11 protein-coding genes and 1 pseudogene are annotated in these 18,024 nt (G+C 40.5%); 5 read left to right on the forward strand and 7 right to left on the reverse strand.

Going from position 1 to position 18,024, the window contains the following annotated elements; genetic code table 11:
• Window positions 1-109 precede the first annotated feature (109 nt).
• Window positions 110-1,462, forward strand: coding sequence for a hormogonium tapered terminus morphoprotein TftA (gene tftA / locus ACX27_RS23040; protein ID WP_062295844.1), 1,353 nt, complete (start codon window positions 110-112; stop codon window positions 1,460-1,462).
• On the opposite strand, the pseudogene ACX27_RS23045 reads toward tftA, so the two are convergent.
• The 4 genes and pseudogenes from ACX27_RS23045 to ACX27_RS23060 all read right to left on the reverse strand — a co-directional run bounded on the left by ACX27_RS23045 (window position 1,445) and on the right by ACX27_RS23060 (window position 6,980).
• Window positions 1,445-3,266, reverse strand: a pseudogene (locus ACX27_RS23045) (diguanylate cyclase). The gene tftA and the pseudogene ACX27_RS23045 sit on opposite strands and share 18 nt — an antisense overlap.
• A 9-nt stretch (window positions 3,267-3,275) precedes the next feature.
• Window positions 3,276-4,262, reverse strand: a complete 987-nt coding sequence (locus ACX27_RS23050) for an ABC transporter substrate-binding protein (RefSeq protein ID WP_062298517.1) — start codon at window positions 4,260-4,262, stop codon at window positions 3,276-3,278.
• Window positions 4,263-4,341: 79 nt separating this feature from the next.
• Window positions 4,342-4,761, reverse strand: coding sequence for an ester cyclase (locus ACX27_RS23055; RefSeq protein ID WP_062295846.1), 420 nt, complete (start codon window positions 4,759-4,761; stop codon window positions 4,342-4,344).
• A 209-nt stretch (window positions 4,762-4,970) separates the two neighbouring features.
• The gene (locus ACX27_RS23060) at window positions 4,971-6,980 is read right to left on the reverse strand and encodes a BamA/OMP85 family outer membrane protein (RefSeq protein ID WP_062295848.1); all 2,010 of its coding nucleotides are present in this window, start codon (window positions 6,978-6,980) and stop codon (window positions 4,971-4,973) included.
• A 208-nt stretch (window positions 6,981-7,188) separates the two neighbouring features.
• On the opposite strand from ACX27_RS23060, the gene ACX27_RS23065 reads away from it, so the two are divergent.
• A complete protein-coding gene (locus ACX27_RS23065) occupies window positions 7,189-8,526 on the forward strand; it encodes a lipid-A-disaccharide synthase-related protein (protein WP_062298519.1) in 1,338 nt (445 codons plus the stop codon).
• A 138-nt stretch (window positions 8,527-8,664) separates the two neighbouring features.
• Here the strand turns inward: ACX27_RS23065 and ACX27_RS23070 are convergent, their stop codons facing one another.
• Complete coding sequence (locus ACX27_RS23070; RefSeq protein ID WP_062295850.1) at window positions 8,665-9,387, reverse strand: response regulator transcription factor; 723 nt, start codon at window positions 9,385-9,387, stop codon at window positions 8,665-8,667.
• Between the two features lie 1,090 nt (window positions 9,388-10,477).
• On the opposite strand from ACX27_RS23070, the gene ACX27_RS23075 reads away from it, so the two are divergent.
• The 3 genes from ACX27_RS23075 (at window position 10,478) to ACX27_RS23085 (ending at window position 13,666) form a co-directional block, all read left to right on the forward strand.
• On the forward strand, window positions 10,478-10,909 hold the full coding sequence (locus ACX27_RS23075) for a response regulator (RefSeq protein WP_062295851.1): 432 nt from the start codon (window positions 10,478-10,480) through the stop codon (window positions 10,907-10,909).
• Window positions 10,910-11,156: 247 nt separating this feature from the next.
• On the forward strand, window positions 11,157-12,491 hold the full coding sequence (locus ACX27_RS23080; protein ID WP_062295853.1) for an ATP-binding response regulator: 1,335 nt from the start codon (window positions 11,157-11,159) through the stop codon (window positions 12,489-12,491).
• Between the two features lie 26 nt (window positions 12,492-12,517).
• Window positions 12,518-13,666: an ATP-binding response regulator gene (locus ACX27_RS23085; protein WP_062295854.1), complete on the forward strand. Its 1,149-nt coding sequence runs from the start codon at window positions 12,518-12,520 to the stop codon at window positions 13,664-13,666.
• An 83-nt stretch (window positions 13,667-13,749) separates the two neighbouring features.
• On the opposite strand, the gene ACX27_RS23090 is transcribed toward ACX27_RS23085, so the two are convergent.
• Together ACX27_RS23090 and ACX27_RS23095 are read right to left on the reverse strand one after the other, a co-directional pair.
• Window positions 13,750-14,211, reverse strand: coding sequence for a response regulator (locus ACX27_RS23090; protein WP_062295855.1), 462 nt, complete (start codon window positions 14,209-14,211; stop codon window positions 13,750-13,752).
• A gap of 1,043 nt (window positions 14,212-15,254) precedes the next feature.
• Window positions 15,255-17,771, reverse strand: coding sequence for a hypothetical protein (locus ACX27_RS23095; RefSeq protein ID WP_200929848.1), 2,517 nt, complete (start codon window positions 17,769-17,771; stop codon window positions 15,255-15,257).
• Between the last annotated feature and the right edge of the window lie 253 nt (window positions 17,772-18,024).

Below are 18,024 nucleotides of genomic sequence, written 5' to 3' on the forward strand. Positions count from 1 at the left end.
CAAATGACTAATGACAAAATACTTCTGATAGCTATTATATTCTTGTTGCTAGACGAAGAATTATGTATAGAATTGCTTACGCTTAACTTTTTAAGAGGAAATACTGAAGATGGGGCGTATTTTTATTTCGGCGGCACACGGAGGCAAAGAAGCAGGAGGAATCGATCCAGGTTCAATTGCTGGGGGAACTACGGAAGCCAGAGAAATGATTCTGCTGCGAGATTTAATTGTTACAGAACTGCGGGCGCGGACATTTGAAGTTTTGGCTGTTCCTGATGATTTAAGCGCCGCCGACACCATCACTTGGATTAATTCTCGTGGTCGTCGCGGAGATGTCGCCCTGGAAATTCATGCTGATGCAGCTAGTAGCCCAACGGTGCGTGGAGCTAGTGTATTTTATATTGCCAGTAATAATGAGCGTAAAAGTAATGGTGAACTGCTGTTAGTTGGTTTATTACGCCGTGTTCCCCAATTACCCAATCGCGGAGTCAAACCAGATACCGATAGTGGCTTGGGACGTTTAGCTTTTTGTCGTCAAACGACACTGCCTTCATTATTAATGCAGGTGGGATTTCTCAGCAGCCCCGATGACCGCGCCTTGCTGCAAAACCGCCGCCGTGATTTTGCTTTGGGTATCGCTGATGGTTTGGCTTCTTGGAGTCGTGTTATTGACCCCACACCAGGAACTCCCACGGAACAAACCTATCCATCGATTAATATCAACATCAACGGTCAGAACTACTCAGAACAAGGAATATTAGTTAATGGTAATGCTTATATTCCCATTGATTTAGTAGACCGCTTGCGAATTGATTTAACAACAGCCCAAAATGTCAACCGAATTACATATCGCCGAGTTGTATATGTCAAAGCTGTAGAACTCCGAGATTTTAATATTTCTGTTGCTTGGGATAGCGCCACACGTACTGTTAAATTACGTTCAAATTTAGTAATTTGCCCTGGTCAAATTGATCAAATTATCTCCCGTGGCAATACTTCCGAAGTGCAGCTACAACTATTTCTGCGAAATAACAATGAAACTGCTTTAGCTAAGTTTCCTGACATTCCAAAACTGTATCGAGAAGAAGCCACAATTGAAGGTGTGAATTACGATATCGCCTTTTGCCAAATGTGTGTTGAAACAGGTTTTTTACGCTTTGGTGGTGATATTAGACCAGAACAAAACAACTTTGCTGGACTTGGTAGCATTGGCGGTGGTTCTGATGCAGCTGCGTTTGAAAGTGCCAGAATTGGAGTCAGGGCGCATATTCAACATTTAAAAGCTTACGCCAGTTTAGAACCGTTGGTAAATGAAGTGGTTGACCCTAGATTTCGCTTTGTCACAAGGGGAATTGCACCTTTAGTTAGTCAACTTTCTGGTCGTTGGTCAGCAGATTTAGATTATGGGGCAAGAATTACGGCAATGGTGCAGAGATTATACGAGTCAGCCGGATTTATGTAACTGTGAACTATCTCCCACCTCGGCGCTACAATAGCGATCGCGTCCCTGTTTTTTAGCATTGTACAGTGCTTCGTCAGCCGCAGCGATGAGTGTATCTGGCTTGATGTCTAACTTGGGAATCATAGAACTAATCCCCAAACTCACAGTAACAATCTTCTTAACATCAGATTTGACATGGGGAACAGCCAGATCATGAATTGCTTGCTGAATTCTTTGGGCTACATTTATCGCTCCTGTTATATCAGTATTGGGTAGGATGACGAGAAATTCTTCGCCACCGTAACGTGCTACCAAATCGGCCGGACGATAAACAACATTTTGAACGGTTTGTGCTACTTTGATCAGACAATCATCACCTGCAAGATGACCATAATAATCGTTGTAAAGTTTGAATTGATCAACATCAAATAAAATTAGTGATAGGTATTGTTGGTCTCGTGCAAGGCGCTTCCATTCTGCTTGTAGTTTTATATTTAAACAGCGTCGATTCGCTACCTGAGTCAAGCCATCAAGATTGATTAGTTTTTCGAGTTTGCGATTTGCATCTTCCGCATTTTCTTTAGCAATGACTAACTCGGCAGTTCTCTCTTGGACTCGTTGTTCTAAAGTTGCCAAAGATGTTTGTAATTGAAGTGCCATATTATTAAAAGATGTCGCCAATTGACCAATTTCATCTTTAGAGTTAATTTTGGCGCGGATATCTAAGTTACCTGCGGTAAATTGAGCAACAATCTTGGTCAGATATATGATTGGCTTTGTGAATAGTTGACCAATCGCAAAGGCAATGATTGTTACTGTCGAAGCAATCAAAGCAAACAGCAACATAGCATCAGTAATTTGCTTGTCTACGGGTGCTAGGGCAATTGCTAGGGGGCGAATAAATAATACAGACCAAGGTTGATATTTTAAATGAGCGATCGCAATCAAATTTACCTGATTGGCTGTTGTTGATAAAGATGTAATTAAATACGACTGTTTATTATCCAATGCTTGCTTGAGTTGCCACTCATTAGTTGCTAATTTTTCGACAGGATCATTAGGCAACAGACTTTTTTTTTTGGAGTTGCGTCACAACCTCCAAAGGCAGAGGTACAATTGATTTAAATAGTAGTTCTGGTGCTGTACTATGTGCCAGATAAATATGATTTTCGTCTAACAGAATCGCAAAGGCTTTAGCCCCAGCCCGTTCAGTTTCTCTCGTAACTAATTGCTGCACCACAGTTGCATTGTAGGCAACACGCAATACACCCAATATTTCACCTTTGGCATTGCGGACTGGGCTACTAAAAAACAGGGTAACAAGCTCAGGAATTTGCGGCGATCGCTTCATGCTAGAAACAAAAGATAAGCCAGTTTGCAGTGGTTGTTGAAAATAATCTGCGGCTGATTCATCTGTGCCAATATTCGATGTGTGGGTATCCAAGACATTTTTCCCATTTAAATCGAGCAAAGAATACGAGAGAATATTCAGCATATCTTTGCGACTGAGACGAATTAAAGTTTCTGTCGCCAATTGCATTTCCTGGCTATTATTTCGTTGTTGTGGAGTTAAGCTCAGGTAGCGTGCCAATCCTGGTAAAATTGCTTCTACCCGCACCGCATTCAGATTGGCATCAATAAAGGCATCGATTCTATTAGTTGTTTCGTTAGCCGCCGCAGATAAAGCCTGTTTTGCATTTTCAGTCAGTGCTGTTTCTGTTGTTTGTTTGTTGATACAAGACAATAACAGCAAGGGAATCAAAGCCACAATCAGAAACGAAGCAATTAACTTACTCCGAATACCACCCAAAAATGTTCGCTGCATAGCTTTAAATTATGAGGGAGGGTTCACAAAGGTAGAATTAAACAAACCTTTTAACTCTGGAAGGCGTGTGACGTTTCCAGCGCGAATAAAAAAGTCTGCATATATCTTGGCAGTTTTGTAGATGGAATGAGGGTTACTAGATTGAAAAAATTTGCGATTCTCGGCTAAATCAGTGAGGTTTATTCCCTCTAGAGACAGAGTATGACTGGGAATATTTAAGGCTTTGCTAATGATAGCGTTTCCTTCCTGAAGATGGGCTTCCCAATAAGTCGAGGCTTGCAGCCAAGCCCGCACAAATCCACGAATATCTTCGGGGCGATCGCGAATGATATCTTTACGAAAGACCATCATATCTAAAATCAAGCCAGGGGTTTGTTTACTGGAAAATAGAATATGTCCCCCTAATTTCACAGCTTCTGCAAGATGAGGTTGCCAAGTATGTCCGGCTTGAATCACATTATTCTTCAGACGTTGAGGAATGTCTAAAGCTTCTGATTGTACGAAGCTGATATCATCACTAGTTAAGTTTGCACTTTTCAACATTTCCGTCACAAAAACTTCGCTAAAACCACCGAGATTTGCCCCTAGCTTCTTCCCTTTCAAATCAGCAACAGTTTTAATTTGTGATTTGGCAACTACCACATCTGCACCTGTTGATTCATCGATCACAATCACTCCTTGAATATCAGGATTTGTGGCATTCAAAATGATGAAACTTCCTAATGATAATGAAATGCCATCATATTTACCTGCACTGAAATTTGCTTGTTCCAATTTGGCGTATCCGTATCTTTTATAAACGATTTTTACATCTACCCCTTGGGCTTGGAAGAATCCTTTTTCTTGTGCAATTATTCCTGGATACTCCCCAACAAAAGAGCCAAATAGCACTTTCAAAGGCGGACGTTGTAATTTTGTTGGCGCTGAACTATGACAAGCCAATAGCAAACAAGCTGTAATGAAAAAAAGACTTACGTATCTCAGTAGTTTAAACATCAAATTTGGAACTACGTCCATAAATCATCGCTATTACTGTGATTGCTCATATAGCAAAGTACTGAGTTGAAAGTGCTGATTACATTGATGGCGGAAGAATACCCAGTTGTTGCATCAAAGCCATGATATCGGCTTGTCCCCAATGTTCTACAACTTTGCCGTCAACAATCTGGTCTATGTGCATCACGGCAAATTCCACTTGCTGACCTGTGGGTGGAAAACCTAGTAATTCTCCCGCATGAGTACCGCTAAATGTGCCACGGGTAACGACTTTATCATTCTCCACAATCACATCTGCAAATGTATGCTTTCCATCAGGAAAAGCATTACGCATCATCAACCCATACTCGATAAAACCATCAAAATCGAGAGGTTGCGATGCGCCTGTTGTATGGGCGATAAAATTTGCGGCGATAATTTTTTTGGCTTGTTCAACACTGCCATTGTCAAAGGCTTGGTAAAATTCCAGGGCAATGGCTTTGTTTTGTGCGGTAGACATGGTTGATGACTGACAGGATATTAAGCATTTAAATACCCTTATATTTACCCACAGTCAATAGTTTATGACTTACGCAGTTAGCCACAAAATCAAGAATTTAGCCAAGGATGAAAGAATGTAGGGATGTATGTATCCAAAACCCTTTCACCCCAAACCCTTTCACCCTTGCACCCAATCTTCACAGACAATCTTGGTGGGTAAGTCCTATTTTAAAATCGCTGACCTATGCCTAGATGCACTTTACTTTCGCCTTGGTCGTTAATACCATAGTCAGCCCGAATTAACCCTAGTGGGGAATCTAAGCGCACACCTGCACCATAACCAAAACCAAAACCGGGTTTATCACGCGCACCCGCCGGATCTCCTAAAACGGTGCTACCAGAACCCAAATCTGAGCCGATGTCAGCAAATACCACACCACCAACAATGGGTAAGATGGGGAAGCGGTATTCTGCGGAAGCTAAAACGTAACTGCGTCCACTGCCGACTTTGCCTGCATCGTAACCGCGTATAGAGTTGGAACCACCCAAATTAAAGGCTTCGTAAGGTGGTAAATCGCCAATGACTGTACCAGCTTGGACATTTAAAGCGAATACTTGCGGTTGTTTACTGTCAAATACTTTGACAGGCACATATTGACTGAAATTGGCGGTGACACGGTTGAGGGAGATATTACCTTCACCGATGGGAATTGATTGTTCTGTACTTAATTTGAGTAAGGAACCTTGAGTCGGGTTGAGTGGGTTATCGCGTTTGTCTTTAGCGGCCGTAAAAGATACAGTAGTTAAGTCATCAATCCCTGTACCACTGGCAGATAAGGGATTACCTTGGGCATCGGTTGAATTGATATTACCTTGGCGATCGCGGATTGTTGTCCGAGTATAATTCAATCCGAGGGAAGCATCCCAGCCATCAATCGGTCTTTGCAAGCTGACACTTCCGCCAATTTGCCCTTCCCGCACTTTATCACCGTTGGCTAACTTAATAGTGTCGTCAAAGGTTTCGGAAAGTTCTTGGCGACGAAAACCGTTGATGGTGTAACCTAAAGTGTCAGGATTGTTGGGACGATAGGGATTAATTAATTTCCCGTCAAATTGCAAATCACGACTACTAACACCCACATTCAAGTTTAAAATATTGTTCTTCCCGGCAACATTTTGGTCTTGATAATTAACAGTACCTATAATGCCTTGATTAGCGTTATAACTTCCACCCAAATTAATTGCTCGTGCGCCATTTTCTTTAAGTTCATAAACTAAATCTAATTTATTGGCATCACCTTCTAAAGCAACATTTACACTCGAAAATAAACCTGTACGATATAGTTGTTGAATATCTTGCTGGACTAATTTTTCTTGAAATACTTGCCCTGATTGCAGTTTAATTTGCTGCCGTAAAAATTCTGGTTTAGTCCGTCCAGTAACGGGATTACCTTTACTATCTACAGTTTGACCTTCATCGTTGACAAAGCGGAATTTAATATCGCCTACTAAACCTTCGGCGACGTTGATGTTAAGTATTCCCTCCCGACTGGGTTTAATTGATAGCACCCGCGCCAAGTTATAACCGTTGTCGGCGTACCATTTATTGACCTGTTCCACGGCTTTTTGCAGTCCGGCGGGGCTGATGGCGCTACCAAATTGTGGTTGAAAACGTTCGAGAACGACTGGATAAGTTAGTACCTTTGCACCGGAAAGTTGCAGCGATCGCACTATTACTGGTTGCACTTGATAAGTTACACTCAACCCTGCGGCTGTGCTGCGGCTATTAAAATTGGCGCTGGTAAATAAACCAGTCTCTAAAATTGCGGCGACATCTTGTTGTAGCTGGTTTTGGCTGGTGTCTCCCCCAGGCTGGGTTTTAATCACGCGGCGGACAATTTCTTGCAATTCCGCAGTTGCGCCTACTATCTGGACATCTGTAGCAGTGACGACTAAGTTATTATCTGTCGGTAAAGTAGTCTTGCTTTGATTAACTGGAGTCAGTACTACAGGAGATTTTTTATTAATAACTATGGATTTTTGGGAAAATTGCGGTGTAACGACGGTTTCCGGCGCTGAAATGGCTTCTGTGCGTATGGGAGTTTCTTCAATTACCGGAACTACGACATCTTTTTTAGTCTCGTTGGCTGGGGTAGTTGGTACAGCTAGTGCTTGTTGAGTGGCATTACTAGCCGCTAAAGTAGCTAAAGTTAAAATTGCGGTTTTAGAAATTTGCATAACAAATAATTACTAATTCGTAATTCGTAATTGAAGTATGCCAGCCTACGCTACTACTGTGTTGATTGGGTTTAACCAAAACCACAGTAGTTCCCTCAATTTATTGACGGAAGTAATAAGCTTCAAACCCCTAGCTAACTTCTATGGGTTAATTACGAATTATCAATTACAAATTATGTTGACAGTTAATCTTGATGTTTTGTTTCGTATGAGTCATTCACCATCTGCAAGTTCTCGGTTACGCTTACTATTTTTAAGTAACGGTCATGGCGAAGATATAATCGCAGTCCGAATTGTGCAAGCATTCCAGCAACAATCAAAACCACCAGAGATGTTTGCTTTACCGTTGGTGGGTGAGGGACATGCTTATCAAAATTTGGGTATTCCTTTGATTGGTGCAGTACAGACAATGCCTTCTGGTGGTTTCATATATATGGATAACCGCCAACTGATGCGGGATGTGCGCGGCGGTTTAGTACAGTTGACTCTCAGTCAAATTCAAGCGATGCGGCGGTGGGTGAGTTCGCAAAAAAAATCAGGTAAACAAGCAGCAATTTTAGCGGTGGGAGATATTGTCCCGTTGTTGTTTGCCTATTTTAGCGGCGCGAATTATGCTTTTGTTGGCACAGCAAAATCTGAGTATTATGTGCAGGATGAAACAGGATTGTTACCACGCCAATCTAAATCTGCACGGTGGGAAAATTTTTCTGGTTCAATTTACCATCCTTGGGAACGTTGGTTGATGAGTCGTCGCCGTTGTCGGGCGGTGTTTCCCAGAGATAGTTTGACTACGGAAATCTTAAAACAATGGCCGATTCCGGCTGTTGATGTGGGAAATCCGATGATGGATAACTTAGAACCTAGTTTTCCCTTGCAACGATTTTACACTGCTGATATCCAACAACAAGAACTCGCAAGACCATTAGTTGTCACGCTGCTTCCTGGTTCTCGCCCACCAGAAGCTTATCAAAATTGGCAATTAATTCTAGAAGCTGTATCTGCACTGCTGGCTAGTTTTCAAGAACGAGATGCAGCAGGGCATAGTTCTGGTAATGTAGTGTTTTTAGCAGCGATCGCACCCAGTCTAGATACCAGCCAATTCACCTCTAGCTTACAAGTCCAAGGTTGGCGACCCCACACAACAGCCCCGATTTCTCTACCTGATGCCAATACTTTAATTTATCAGCAACGCAATGCTTATTTACTAATCTCTCAACAAGCTTATAACGATTGTATACATTTGGGAGATGTGGCGATCGCAATGGCGGGGACTGCTACAGAACAATTTGTTGGTCTAGGCAAGCCTGCGATCGCAATTCCCGGCCAGGGGCCACAATATAATTATGCTTTTGCCGAAGCCCAAAGCCGTCTTTTAGGCTCTTCTTTAATTTTAGTTGAGCAACCATCACAAGCAGCGAAGGTGTTGCGATCGCTGCTACAACATCCTGACAGCTTACAAATCATCGCCGAAAATGGTTTGCGGCGAATGGGTCAACCAGGTGCGGCTAGGCGAATTACTGAGATTTTGCAGTCAAGGTTGGGGTGATTGTGGGCGGCGAATTCTGGTTTGTATAAGCAATAGCCAACAGTTGATGGTGGATATTCACACAGAATTCATTACACACATTCTCTTACTGTTCCTTGTTCCCTACCTCCACGAATGAATTTAATTTTGTGCAACTACTTAGGCAACTAACCCAGAACGTAACGCACGCACGGCGGCTTGGGTACGGTCATCAGCGCAGAGTTTGTTTAAGATGTTACGGACGTGGGTTTTAACTGTACCAACGGTGATGTATAGTTTTTCGGCAATTTGGCCGTTACTGCAACCGGCAACGATTAATTCTAAAATTTCTAATTCTCGCTGAGTCAGGGGATAGGTTTCGAGAACTTGTTCGTATTCTGTGGCTAAGGCTTCAATTTTCACGGTCTTGGGTTTGTCACCATTTTGGGCTTCACCGGGAATACCTTGGCGCATTTTGCGTAATACTACATTAGCGATCGCTGGATCAATCCAAGAGTTACCACTGTAAGTTGCTTGGATGGCTTCTGTTAACTTGCTTATACTAGTTTCTTTCATATAGTAAGAGTCTGCACCCGCCGCAAAAGCCGCCAATACTGCATCCTCTGTGTGATCCATTGTCAAAATCAGGATTTTGGTAGCTGTTTGTCCCGTCTCAGCTTGATAACGTCTATATTTGCGGGTGAGTTCAATCCCATCCATATCAGGTAAGCCAATATCTACTACTGCAACATCTGGCTTTGCCGTTTCCAACAGTTTCATTCCTTGGGTGGCGTTAGCAGCTTCTCCAATTACTTTCAACCCGCTTTGCGACTGTAATGCAGCCTTTAGCCCCATTCTGGTTAAATCGTGATCCTCAATTAAAATAATGCTGATTTCGTTCATCACTATACTCACTCTTCGTACTATTCGCGTCTTATGAAGTACGCTTTTGTCAATAAATTAATCTATGTTTTTCCAAACCAAAGATAGATGATCTGCCAATGCCTTTGCATCCACCGATAGAAGTATGATTTTCCCAGTTTTTAAAATGGATAGATACAAATATCTAGCCAAAGATGTATGGATATTCTACAACCAAATATGAAATATTTATCTCAATTTCTCGCCTTTAATAACCTTTCGTAATATTTAGCGTAATCATTGATAGTTATTGTAGAGAGGTTGTGTACAACATTTCTACATCATTTACAGAGTACAGTTTATTCTAGAATTGGTATAGCCATCCTCAATGAATTACAAACATCTCTCTCTTGTCTAATCTGTTTTTCTTGTCTCTTTTGTTCACATATCAAGTAGGACTGCTAGATCACCCTTGCTATTATCAGTAAATCTGTAGATCATCAAGTGGCAATATTGAGAAACAAGCGGCTGGTTAAATTTTACTTTTTCCACTCAAGACCTTGATTCTGAACGAACAATATCGCAATCCTCAATGAATTACAAACATCTCTCCCTTGTTTACCTTGTCACCCTTGCCTCTGTTATTCACATATCAAATAGGATTGCTATAGTAAATCTTAAATTGTAGACTGCGTTGTAGCAACGCTAAACGCACCGAGAAAGATTCTGCGTTCAGGCTAGTTTTCAAGCTCTTAAGTACCACAATCCTGATATAGCCGTAACATATCCTACTGAATATTTACTTTATAAATAGCCTCAGAAGGAATAATAGTGTGAATTAGCAGGTCATTTGCCAGGATTGTTGATTAGCCAAGATGGAATAAGAGAGTCAAACGGCTCAAGCTGATGGTGCAAAACATTTGTTTACAACTCTCACTAATGGCTGAGGACAGGCATTAATAGGCTCATTTACAATGATAGTGAGCTTAAATCAGGCTTTTTCGCTTATGATTATTAAGTTATTAATTAGTAATAATAAAATTATTGTAATTAATTAATTATTAATAATCAAGTTTATTTTCATAAGTGATTTAACTCATAATCACAAAAAGTCGAGTGGTTTCCGAAAAACATGCTGGAAAGAGTGATTAATATATTACTAGTGGAGGATGATGAAGTTGATGTGATGAATGTCAAGCGTGCCTTTAAAAAAGTTAATATTACTAATCCCCTGTATCTAGCAAGTAATGGCTTAGAAGCTCTAGAGATGTTGCGGAATGACTATGATCAAAACCCAAGTGTACCAAATGAGCGTCGCTTGATTTTACTAGATTTAAATATGCCGAAAATGAGTGGTATCGAATTTCTGCAAGAATTGCGTTCTGATCCAAAATTATGTACCACGCCTGTAGTAGTTATGACTACCTCAAATCAGGATCAAGATAGGGTACAAGCCTACAACTTAAACGTTGCAGGATATATCCTCAAACCACTCACATTCAATAAGTTCGTTGAGACAATGACTACATTGAATAAATACTGGATATTGTGCGAAATGCCTTAAATAACTAAAAATTGATAGGAAATATGTACAAACTAAATTTTTTAAACAAAGACTAATAATCAGAATCAAGATAATTACCGAATTGAGATATTATTTTGTTAATCAATATAATAATGTCCATTTAAAAGATGTTCCTTGAATTCGTATATCCAAACCTGTAACTAACATCTCAAAATTTTTTATTTGGATAGACACAGAATAAAAATGATAGACAATAAACCGCATTGGACAGTGAAAATAAAAACAAATGGAAGAAACGCTGAGAATTTTGGTTGTAGACGATGATGAAGTAGACCGGATGGCAGTACGCCGTGCTTTGATGCAAGCAGGTGTCAAAATGGAACTGTCAGAGGCTGATAATGGCCATGAAGCACTATTAGCGTTGGCGAGTATTACCTTTGATTGTGTTTTCCTAGATTATCGCTTGCCAGATCAAGATGGTTTAACACTGATTCGTCGGGTACAAGCATCAGAAATCAAAGTTCCTTTAGTGGTTTTGACTGCACAAGGTGATGAACAAATTGCTGTTGAATTGATGAAAGCTGGCGCGACAGATTATTTGGCCAAATCACGGGTATCTTCCGAAACATTGGCGCAAATTTTACGCAATGCTATGCGGGTATACCGTGCTGAAATGCAAGCAAATTTAGCACTGCAACAGTTAAAAGAAAGTCATGAACAACTGATCCGCAAAAATCAAGAACTCGAAAGACAAAGACAACAAATTCAACTGCAAAATTTAAAATTAATCGAAGCATCAAGACTAAAAACGCAATTTTTAGCTACGATGTCCCATGAATTGCGGACACCAATGAATGCAATTATTGGGTTTTCACAAATTTTATTGCGACCAAAATTCGGTCAATTATCGCCTCAACAAACCGATATGGTCGAGCGCATTCTCAATAATGGGAAGCATTTATTAATGTTATTAAATGAAGTTCTGGATTTTTCCAAATTAGAAGCAGGCAGGCTGGAATTAAAAGCCGAATTATTTGATTTAACGACAGTCATAAATAGCACTGTCAAAGAAATGCAATCTCTAGCAGAAGCTAAAAAATTAGCTTTGCAAGTCCAGATAGATTTAGAAAATCCTTGGGTATTTAATGATTCAGTACGTTTGCGGCAAATTTTAGTAAATTTACTGTCGAATGCCATCAAGTTTACCGAAACAGGTTCTATCTGGTTAGAAGTTGAAGAACTGCCAGAAAATCGCATAGCGATCGCAGTTCGTGATACAGGTATTGGTATCGCTCCCAAAGATTTTCAACACATTTTTGAAGCCTTTCGCCAAGTGGATCAAAGCCTGACGCGCAAATATCCCGGTACAGGCTTGGGTTTGGCAATTGTCGATTCCTTAGTACGAATGATGAATGGCAAAATCTTGATCGAGAGCCAATTAGGAGTCGGTTCAATGTTTAAAATCGAGTTACCCAGACAAATATTAGCCAAAGATATAGCCGGAAAAATCCCGGCTTTAAATGTTGATGGTGAACATATTTTTTTCTCGGCCCATAATCCCCATAAATCTTCCCCCCCATCTCGTCGCTCATCGATGAGGTATCCCAATTTAAAACTATAAATCCCTAGCACAAAAGTAAATCAATCATGTCTGTTGTGGAAAAGTCTCAAAAAGTTGATCGCATTCTTGCCGTTGATGACACTAAAGATAACCTGATCTTGGTGCAAACAATTCTAGAAAGTGAAGGCTATCAGATCGATTTAGCAACTGACGGGAAATCAGCTTTAGAATATGTGGAAAAGTCTCCGCCGGACTTGATTCTGCTGGATGTGATGATGCCAGGGATGGATGGTTATGAAGTTACCGATCGCATTCGCAAGAACCCAGCGATTAAAATTTATATTCCCATTCTGTTAATTACAGCCTTTCATGAATCTAGTGTAGTGGATGGACTAGATGCAGGTGCAGATGATTTTATTCGCAAACCTTTTGATACAGATGAACTATTAGCAAGAGTGCGATCGCTGTTGCGACTCAAGCGCAGTTTAGACGAACAAGACAAAATGGCTCGCCAACGGGAAGACTTTGTATCGCGTCTTACCCATGATTTGCGTACTCCCTTAGTAGCAGCAGATCGAATGCTGGGTTTGTTTCTGGAAGAGACATTCTGCAAAATTTCGCCGGAAATGAAACAAGCCATCTCCGTCATGATTCGCAGCAACAAAAACTTAATGCAAATGGTCAATACCTTGCTAGAAGTGTCTCGTATGGATGCAGGGAAAAAGACTTTCAACGATGATGTTTGCAATTTACCCGAAATCATTCAAGAAGTAGTCAGTGAGTTAGCGCCCCTGACGAATGAGAAAAATTTAAATGTCACAGTAGACACCAGTGGTTTAGCCAACAATCCCACAAATCCCGGCGTGGTGATGGGTGATCCTTTAGAACTGCGCCGTGTGTTCAACAACCTCCTGGGTAACGCCATCAAATTTACCGATACAGGCGGAATTACAATTCGGATTTCTGAGCAAGCAGACAACCCCAAAGACAAAACCTGGGTAATCATTGCCGTGGAAGATACTGGTTATGGTATCGCCCCCGAAGACCAAGCAGGTATATTCGAGCGATTTCGTCAAGGGAGAAATAAACGCTCTGGTAGCGGTTTAGGGTTGCATCTTTCCTACAGAATTGCTGAAGCCCACGGTGGTAATATTACCGTTGCTTCCGAACTAGGTAAAGGCAGCGTGTTTACAGTGCGACTACCAAAAAGTATCGAAGAAACTGCTGAGTGCTGAGTGCTATACACTGAGCGACTTGTACCGAGCGGAGTCGAGGTAAGTCGAAGTGTGAGTGCTGAATATAATTCAGACTTATTTTCCTATTCCCTAGCCTCTAGTCGCTCATCATTGAAACAAGGCTCTAGTTTTCCCCTCAAAAGACGGCGAACTACAGTTTCTAAATCTTCAATCAAAAATGGCTTGCTAATGTAGTCATCAAATCCAGCCTTAAGAATACGTTCTCTGTCTTCTCTAGTGGCTAAAGCCGTCACTGCGAGTACGGGAATTTTACAAGTTAGGGAATCTTCCTTCAAATAACGTACAACTTCAATTCCACTGAGGCTAGGTAACAAAATATCTAACATGATCAAGTCTGGCTGATACTCTTTAGCTACCAAAAATGTTGAGGAACTGTCTGATTGACAGATGAATTGACAGCCAAGTGACTCAAGAGCATAACTAATCAGCAAAAGATTATCATCATTATCTTCCACTGCCAAAATTAAAGGCTGCTGAGAGTGGTGCTGCTTGCTATCACTGATTAATGAATGTGCTAGATACATCTTTTCTCCAGAGAAATCAATGGGGATTTATCGTCTCTTGTGATTTTGCAGACGAGCCATCCCACAAGGGATAGGATGGAGCGAATTGAGAATTAGTGTTTAGATTATTTTTTACCAGTTGAGTTGTGAGTACAGTCTATCTACAATCTCAAATCTAAAATATCAAATTAACAGACTTTTATAGGTTGAGCATACACTTTTCGATTATACGCAAAATTACATAATTTTTTTGGGAAAAGCTTATCATAATTTGATATAAAAAAAAATCTAATTTAGACTATGGTCTATACTTGAGGCGATCGCTATCACATTTAAAGATACAAACTCATAGGTATAGTTGCTCAGTAATGCTGAGAGCGATCGCTATTAATTCGCTACAAAAAGTCAATCATCATCTTACGGCTATCCGAGTTAGTCAGAGAATATTTCGTACATTCTCTTCTAAAATTAGCCAATATTGTTTACTCAATATTCACAGTAGAAAAACTCAATATCTCGATTTGTGAGTTCGCATAAATTCACTCATATCTGCATCTCACATTCTAATTTCATTGATAAAAGAAAAATTTGACTATTAATACATAACGAACCAGATAAATCAGATATAACAATCCATAAAAGCAATTGAAAACTTAATTCCCAGATTCAATCAATGCAGTTCAATAAATTCACAATGGAATCATTCAGCACACTTAACAGTAGCAATATGTTATCTCACTCAGTACGAATAAAACTCAGCCATCAATCTAATTCGCCAATGTATTGAGAACTACAACACAGTGATGAATATCCAGAGTACATCTAACCGTGGCTATCATCAAACTTTGACACTATCAGGACTGATACCGTTTCACTTTAAGTTTGATACAAATGGGCAGCAGAGAAGCAGGGAACAGGGGGAAAGAATTAAAAACCAATGAATTTGTATCAAGATTTTCGTGAAATCGTATTAGCTCTATCTGCGTTGTCCGCCTTGTCCCTGAAAATTTAAAGGGTGCAAAGGTCTATGTTTTCAAAACCCTTACACCCTTACACCCCTACATTTAATATTGCGGCTGGTTCTCAGGAGTTGGCGGATTTTGATTATAAGCTTCTGCTTCCGGGTTCGGAGCAGTATTTGTCTGCGGTGGCTGATTATTATTTGTCACAGCAACTTTGAATTTCGGCATCTTATATATTTTTGCCAAGGCTTCAATCAACGAAAAATCATAGACGCTCAAAGCTTTATCATCGTAACAATTAGGAGCATCAGGAGATTTGGTCATCATCTCCGGTACAAGACTTGTGAGTGCTTCGGGAACATTCTGAATATTTTCTGTATATCTCATCTGCTCAGTTGTGATGTGTGCAAAACACAAAGCTCGAATCTTCAGAGCATCCTTGTCAGAAATTTTTAGATAGTTCAACTCATCCAAATTGGACTTGAATAAACCTGCTACACCTTCAGTCCAATAACGCTGACGATATTCTTCATCCTGAAAAACAGCGTTGTCTTTTGGTGATACCATTAAATCTTTAACGGCGGCGATGATTGCGCCATTTGTGCGAGCTAATTGCGTCAAATTCAATAACTCTTTGTTGATTTTTTCGGGGGTTTGCTCATTTTTAGCTAACAATTTGAAGATTTTCAGCGAAGCACGTTGGTTAAACAGATGAGCTTGTCTGAGGTTTTCATCAGTGATTGAAGGTTGAATCCTGGAATCAGGTGGATTTTTGAGAAAGAAATCAACCATACTGAGTCGCGCATAACGAGTCATACCTTCAATATTGTCCAGAGCTGCTGCTCTTTTGTAATATTCTTTTGCTTTGACTATATCTCCTAAATGTTCCGCAGAATCTCCTAAACCAATTTCTACTTTTGCTTTGTCTTCGTCACTATTGATGAATTTTTTGGCCTGAAGAAAACTATCTTGAGCTTTCAGCCAGTTAGTATTTTGTAAGTATCCTTGGCCTTGAGCAATATAAACTTTTCCCCAGGCGGGTAATGATGCAGCCACAGAACCTGTAATAGCTGTCATACCAGCTGCGATCGCTAAGGCTGTGGGTGCTTGTTTGGTGGGGGGTAACTGTAAGTTAGTAAAGAGTTTTTCGAGGGTTTTTCGACCACCACTAGTTAAAGCTGCTGCACCACCTGCACCTAAACCAATGACTTGCAATACAGCCGCCATGTTTTGTGATAAGTCGGCTTGTTGAGTTTCTTGTCCTTCGACTTTCTGGAAAAATACTTGGCTGCTATAGGCTGTAAACGCCGCACCAACACCTAAACAAATTACAGCCAAAGTATTGAGTAACCAGTCACGGCGTGTCCCTGGTTCTTCTTCCGAACCGACGATCGCAGGTTTGAGTTCCCACCACCAGCGATTTTGGCGTTTTAAACTATCTTTCCATTGTCTGATTTGGTTATCTTTATTGAAATCAAGGCGATATTGTTTTAATTTGTTGTCTAAAGTAATGAGTTGTCTTGCTAGTTTTTCGGGAACGGGTTTATTTCGATATGCTTGTTCGATGGCTTCCTCTACTCCATCACGCGCCAAGAGCGTTTCTAAAAGTTGATCAGAAGAAGGCGGTTTACTAGTTTCAACGATTTCAACTGTTTTTTCGTAACGTGCGATCGCTTCATTTGGTAAAGCAACAGAACGGGTAAAAGACCACCACCAACTCATTTCGGGTGGTTTCAGGTTATTTTTCCATTCATCAACAATATCGTCGTTAGCAAAAGACCAAGATTGCGCTTTCAACCGCTTGTCTAATTCAATAATTTTTTCGGTTAAATGACGTGGTGGTTGCTGTTGCTTATTCCAAGCTTTTTCCACTGCGTCCCTTGCTAGTAGTACTTCTAAGAGTTCTTCCGAATTCGCATGTGGTGGAGATTCCATCACTTGCAAAGCAGCTTCGTAACGTTGAATTGCTTGTGCTGGTAGTGGTTCAGTGTCGCTAAGTTCCCACCACCAAGTATTAGGTGTAGTTTTACTTAAGCTTTTTTTCCAGTACTCTAATTTACCATCTTTAGTAATTACATCGGCGAGCGATCGCAAACTTTCATCTAAATCAATGACAATTTTAGCGATATGCTCTGGTAAAGGTTGATTATCACGGGAAGTCTCAATCGCGTCCCGTGCTAGTAATACTTCTAAAATTTGTTCTTGAGTCGGATTTGGAAGCGCCGCTGATAATGCAGAGATAGCTTGTTGATAGCGTTTTGCCACTTGAGTTGGTGACATCGCTAACGGATATTTTAAATGCCACCACCACATATTCGGCGGCGCATTTAAACTATCTTTCCATTGCGCTAATTCATCATCTTCACTCAGCACTCTGGCTTGTGCTTTCAGGCGCTCATCTAAACTTAATAATCTCGCGTAACTACTACCAGTAGGGTTTTGATCTATTTGCCTTTTCTTCTCTACCCCATCACGCGCTACTAACACAGCCACTTTTTTGTCAAAAGTTGCTTGCGATGATACTTCTTCTAATGCAATTAAAGCCTCTTCATAAACATCAAGTGCTGTATCTAATTGCGACCTTGCAGATACTGAAGGTTGACCATTTGTATGAACCATTATTTGGATATTCCTTAACTAAGTTATATTTGTATGAGCGATTCTATGTTTTTATATACTTTGCATTTTTTAGCATTTAGCTGCTTACTCAAAAGCATCCGTTTTAAAAACATCACAAATATTAGTGCCACCGTAACGATGACACTAATATCTATATTTGCCACAGTAAATGCTTTACCTTTTATTTTTTAGGGCGCTGCCAAAATCAGAATAAAGGTGAATCACCTCTCCAATTATCTGTTAAAAAACCTAC

This window comes from Nostoc piscinale CENA21 (genome assembly GCF_001298445.1).
GTDB classification, from domain to species: domain Bacteria; phylum Cyanobacteriota; class Cyanobacteriia; order Cyanobacteriales; family Nostocaceae; genus Nostoc_B; species Nostoc_B piscinale_A.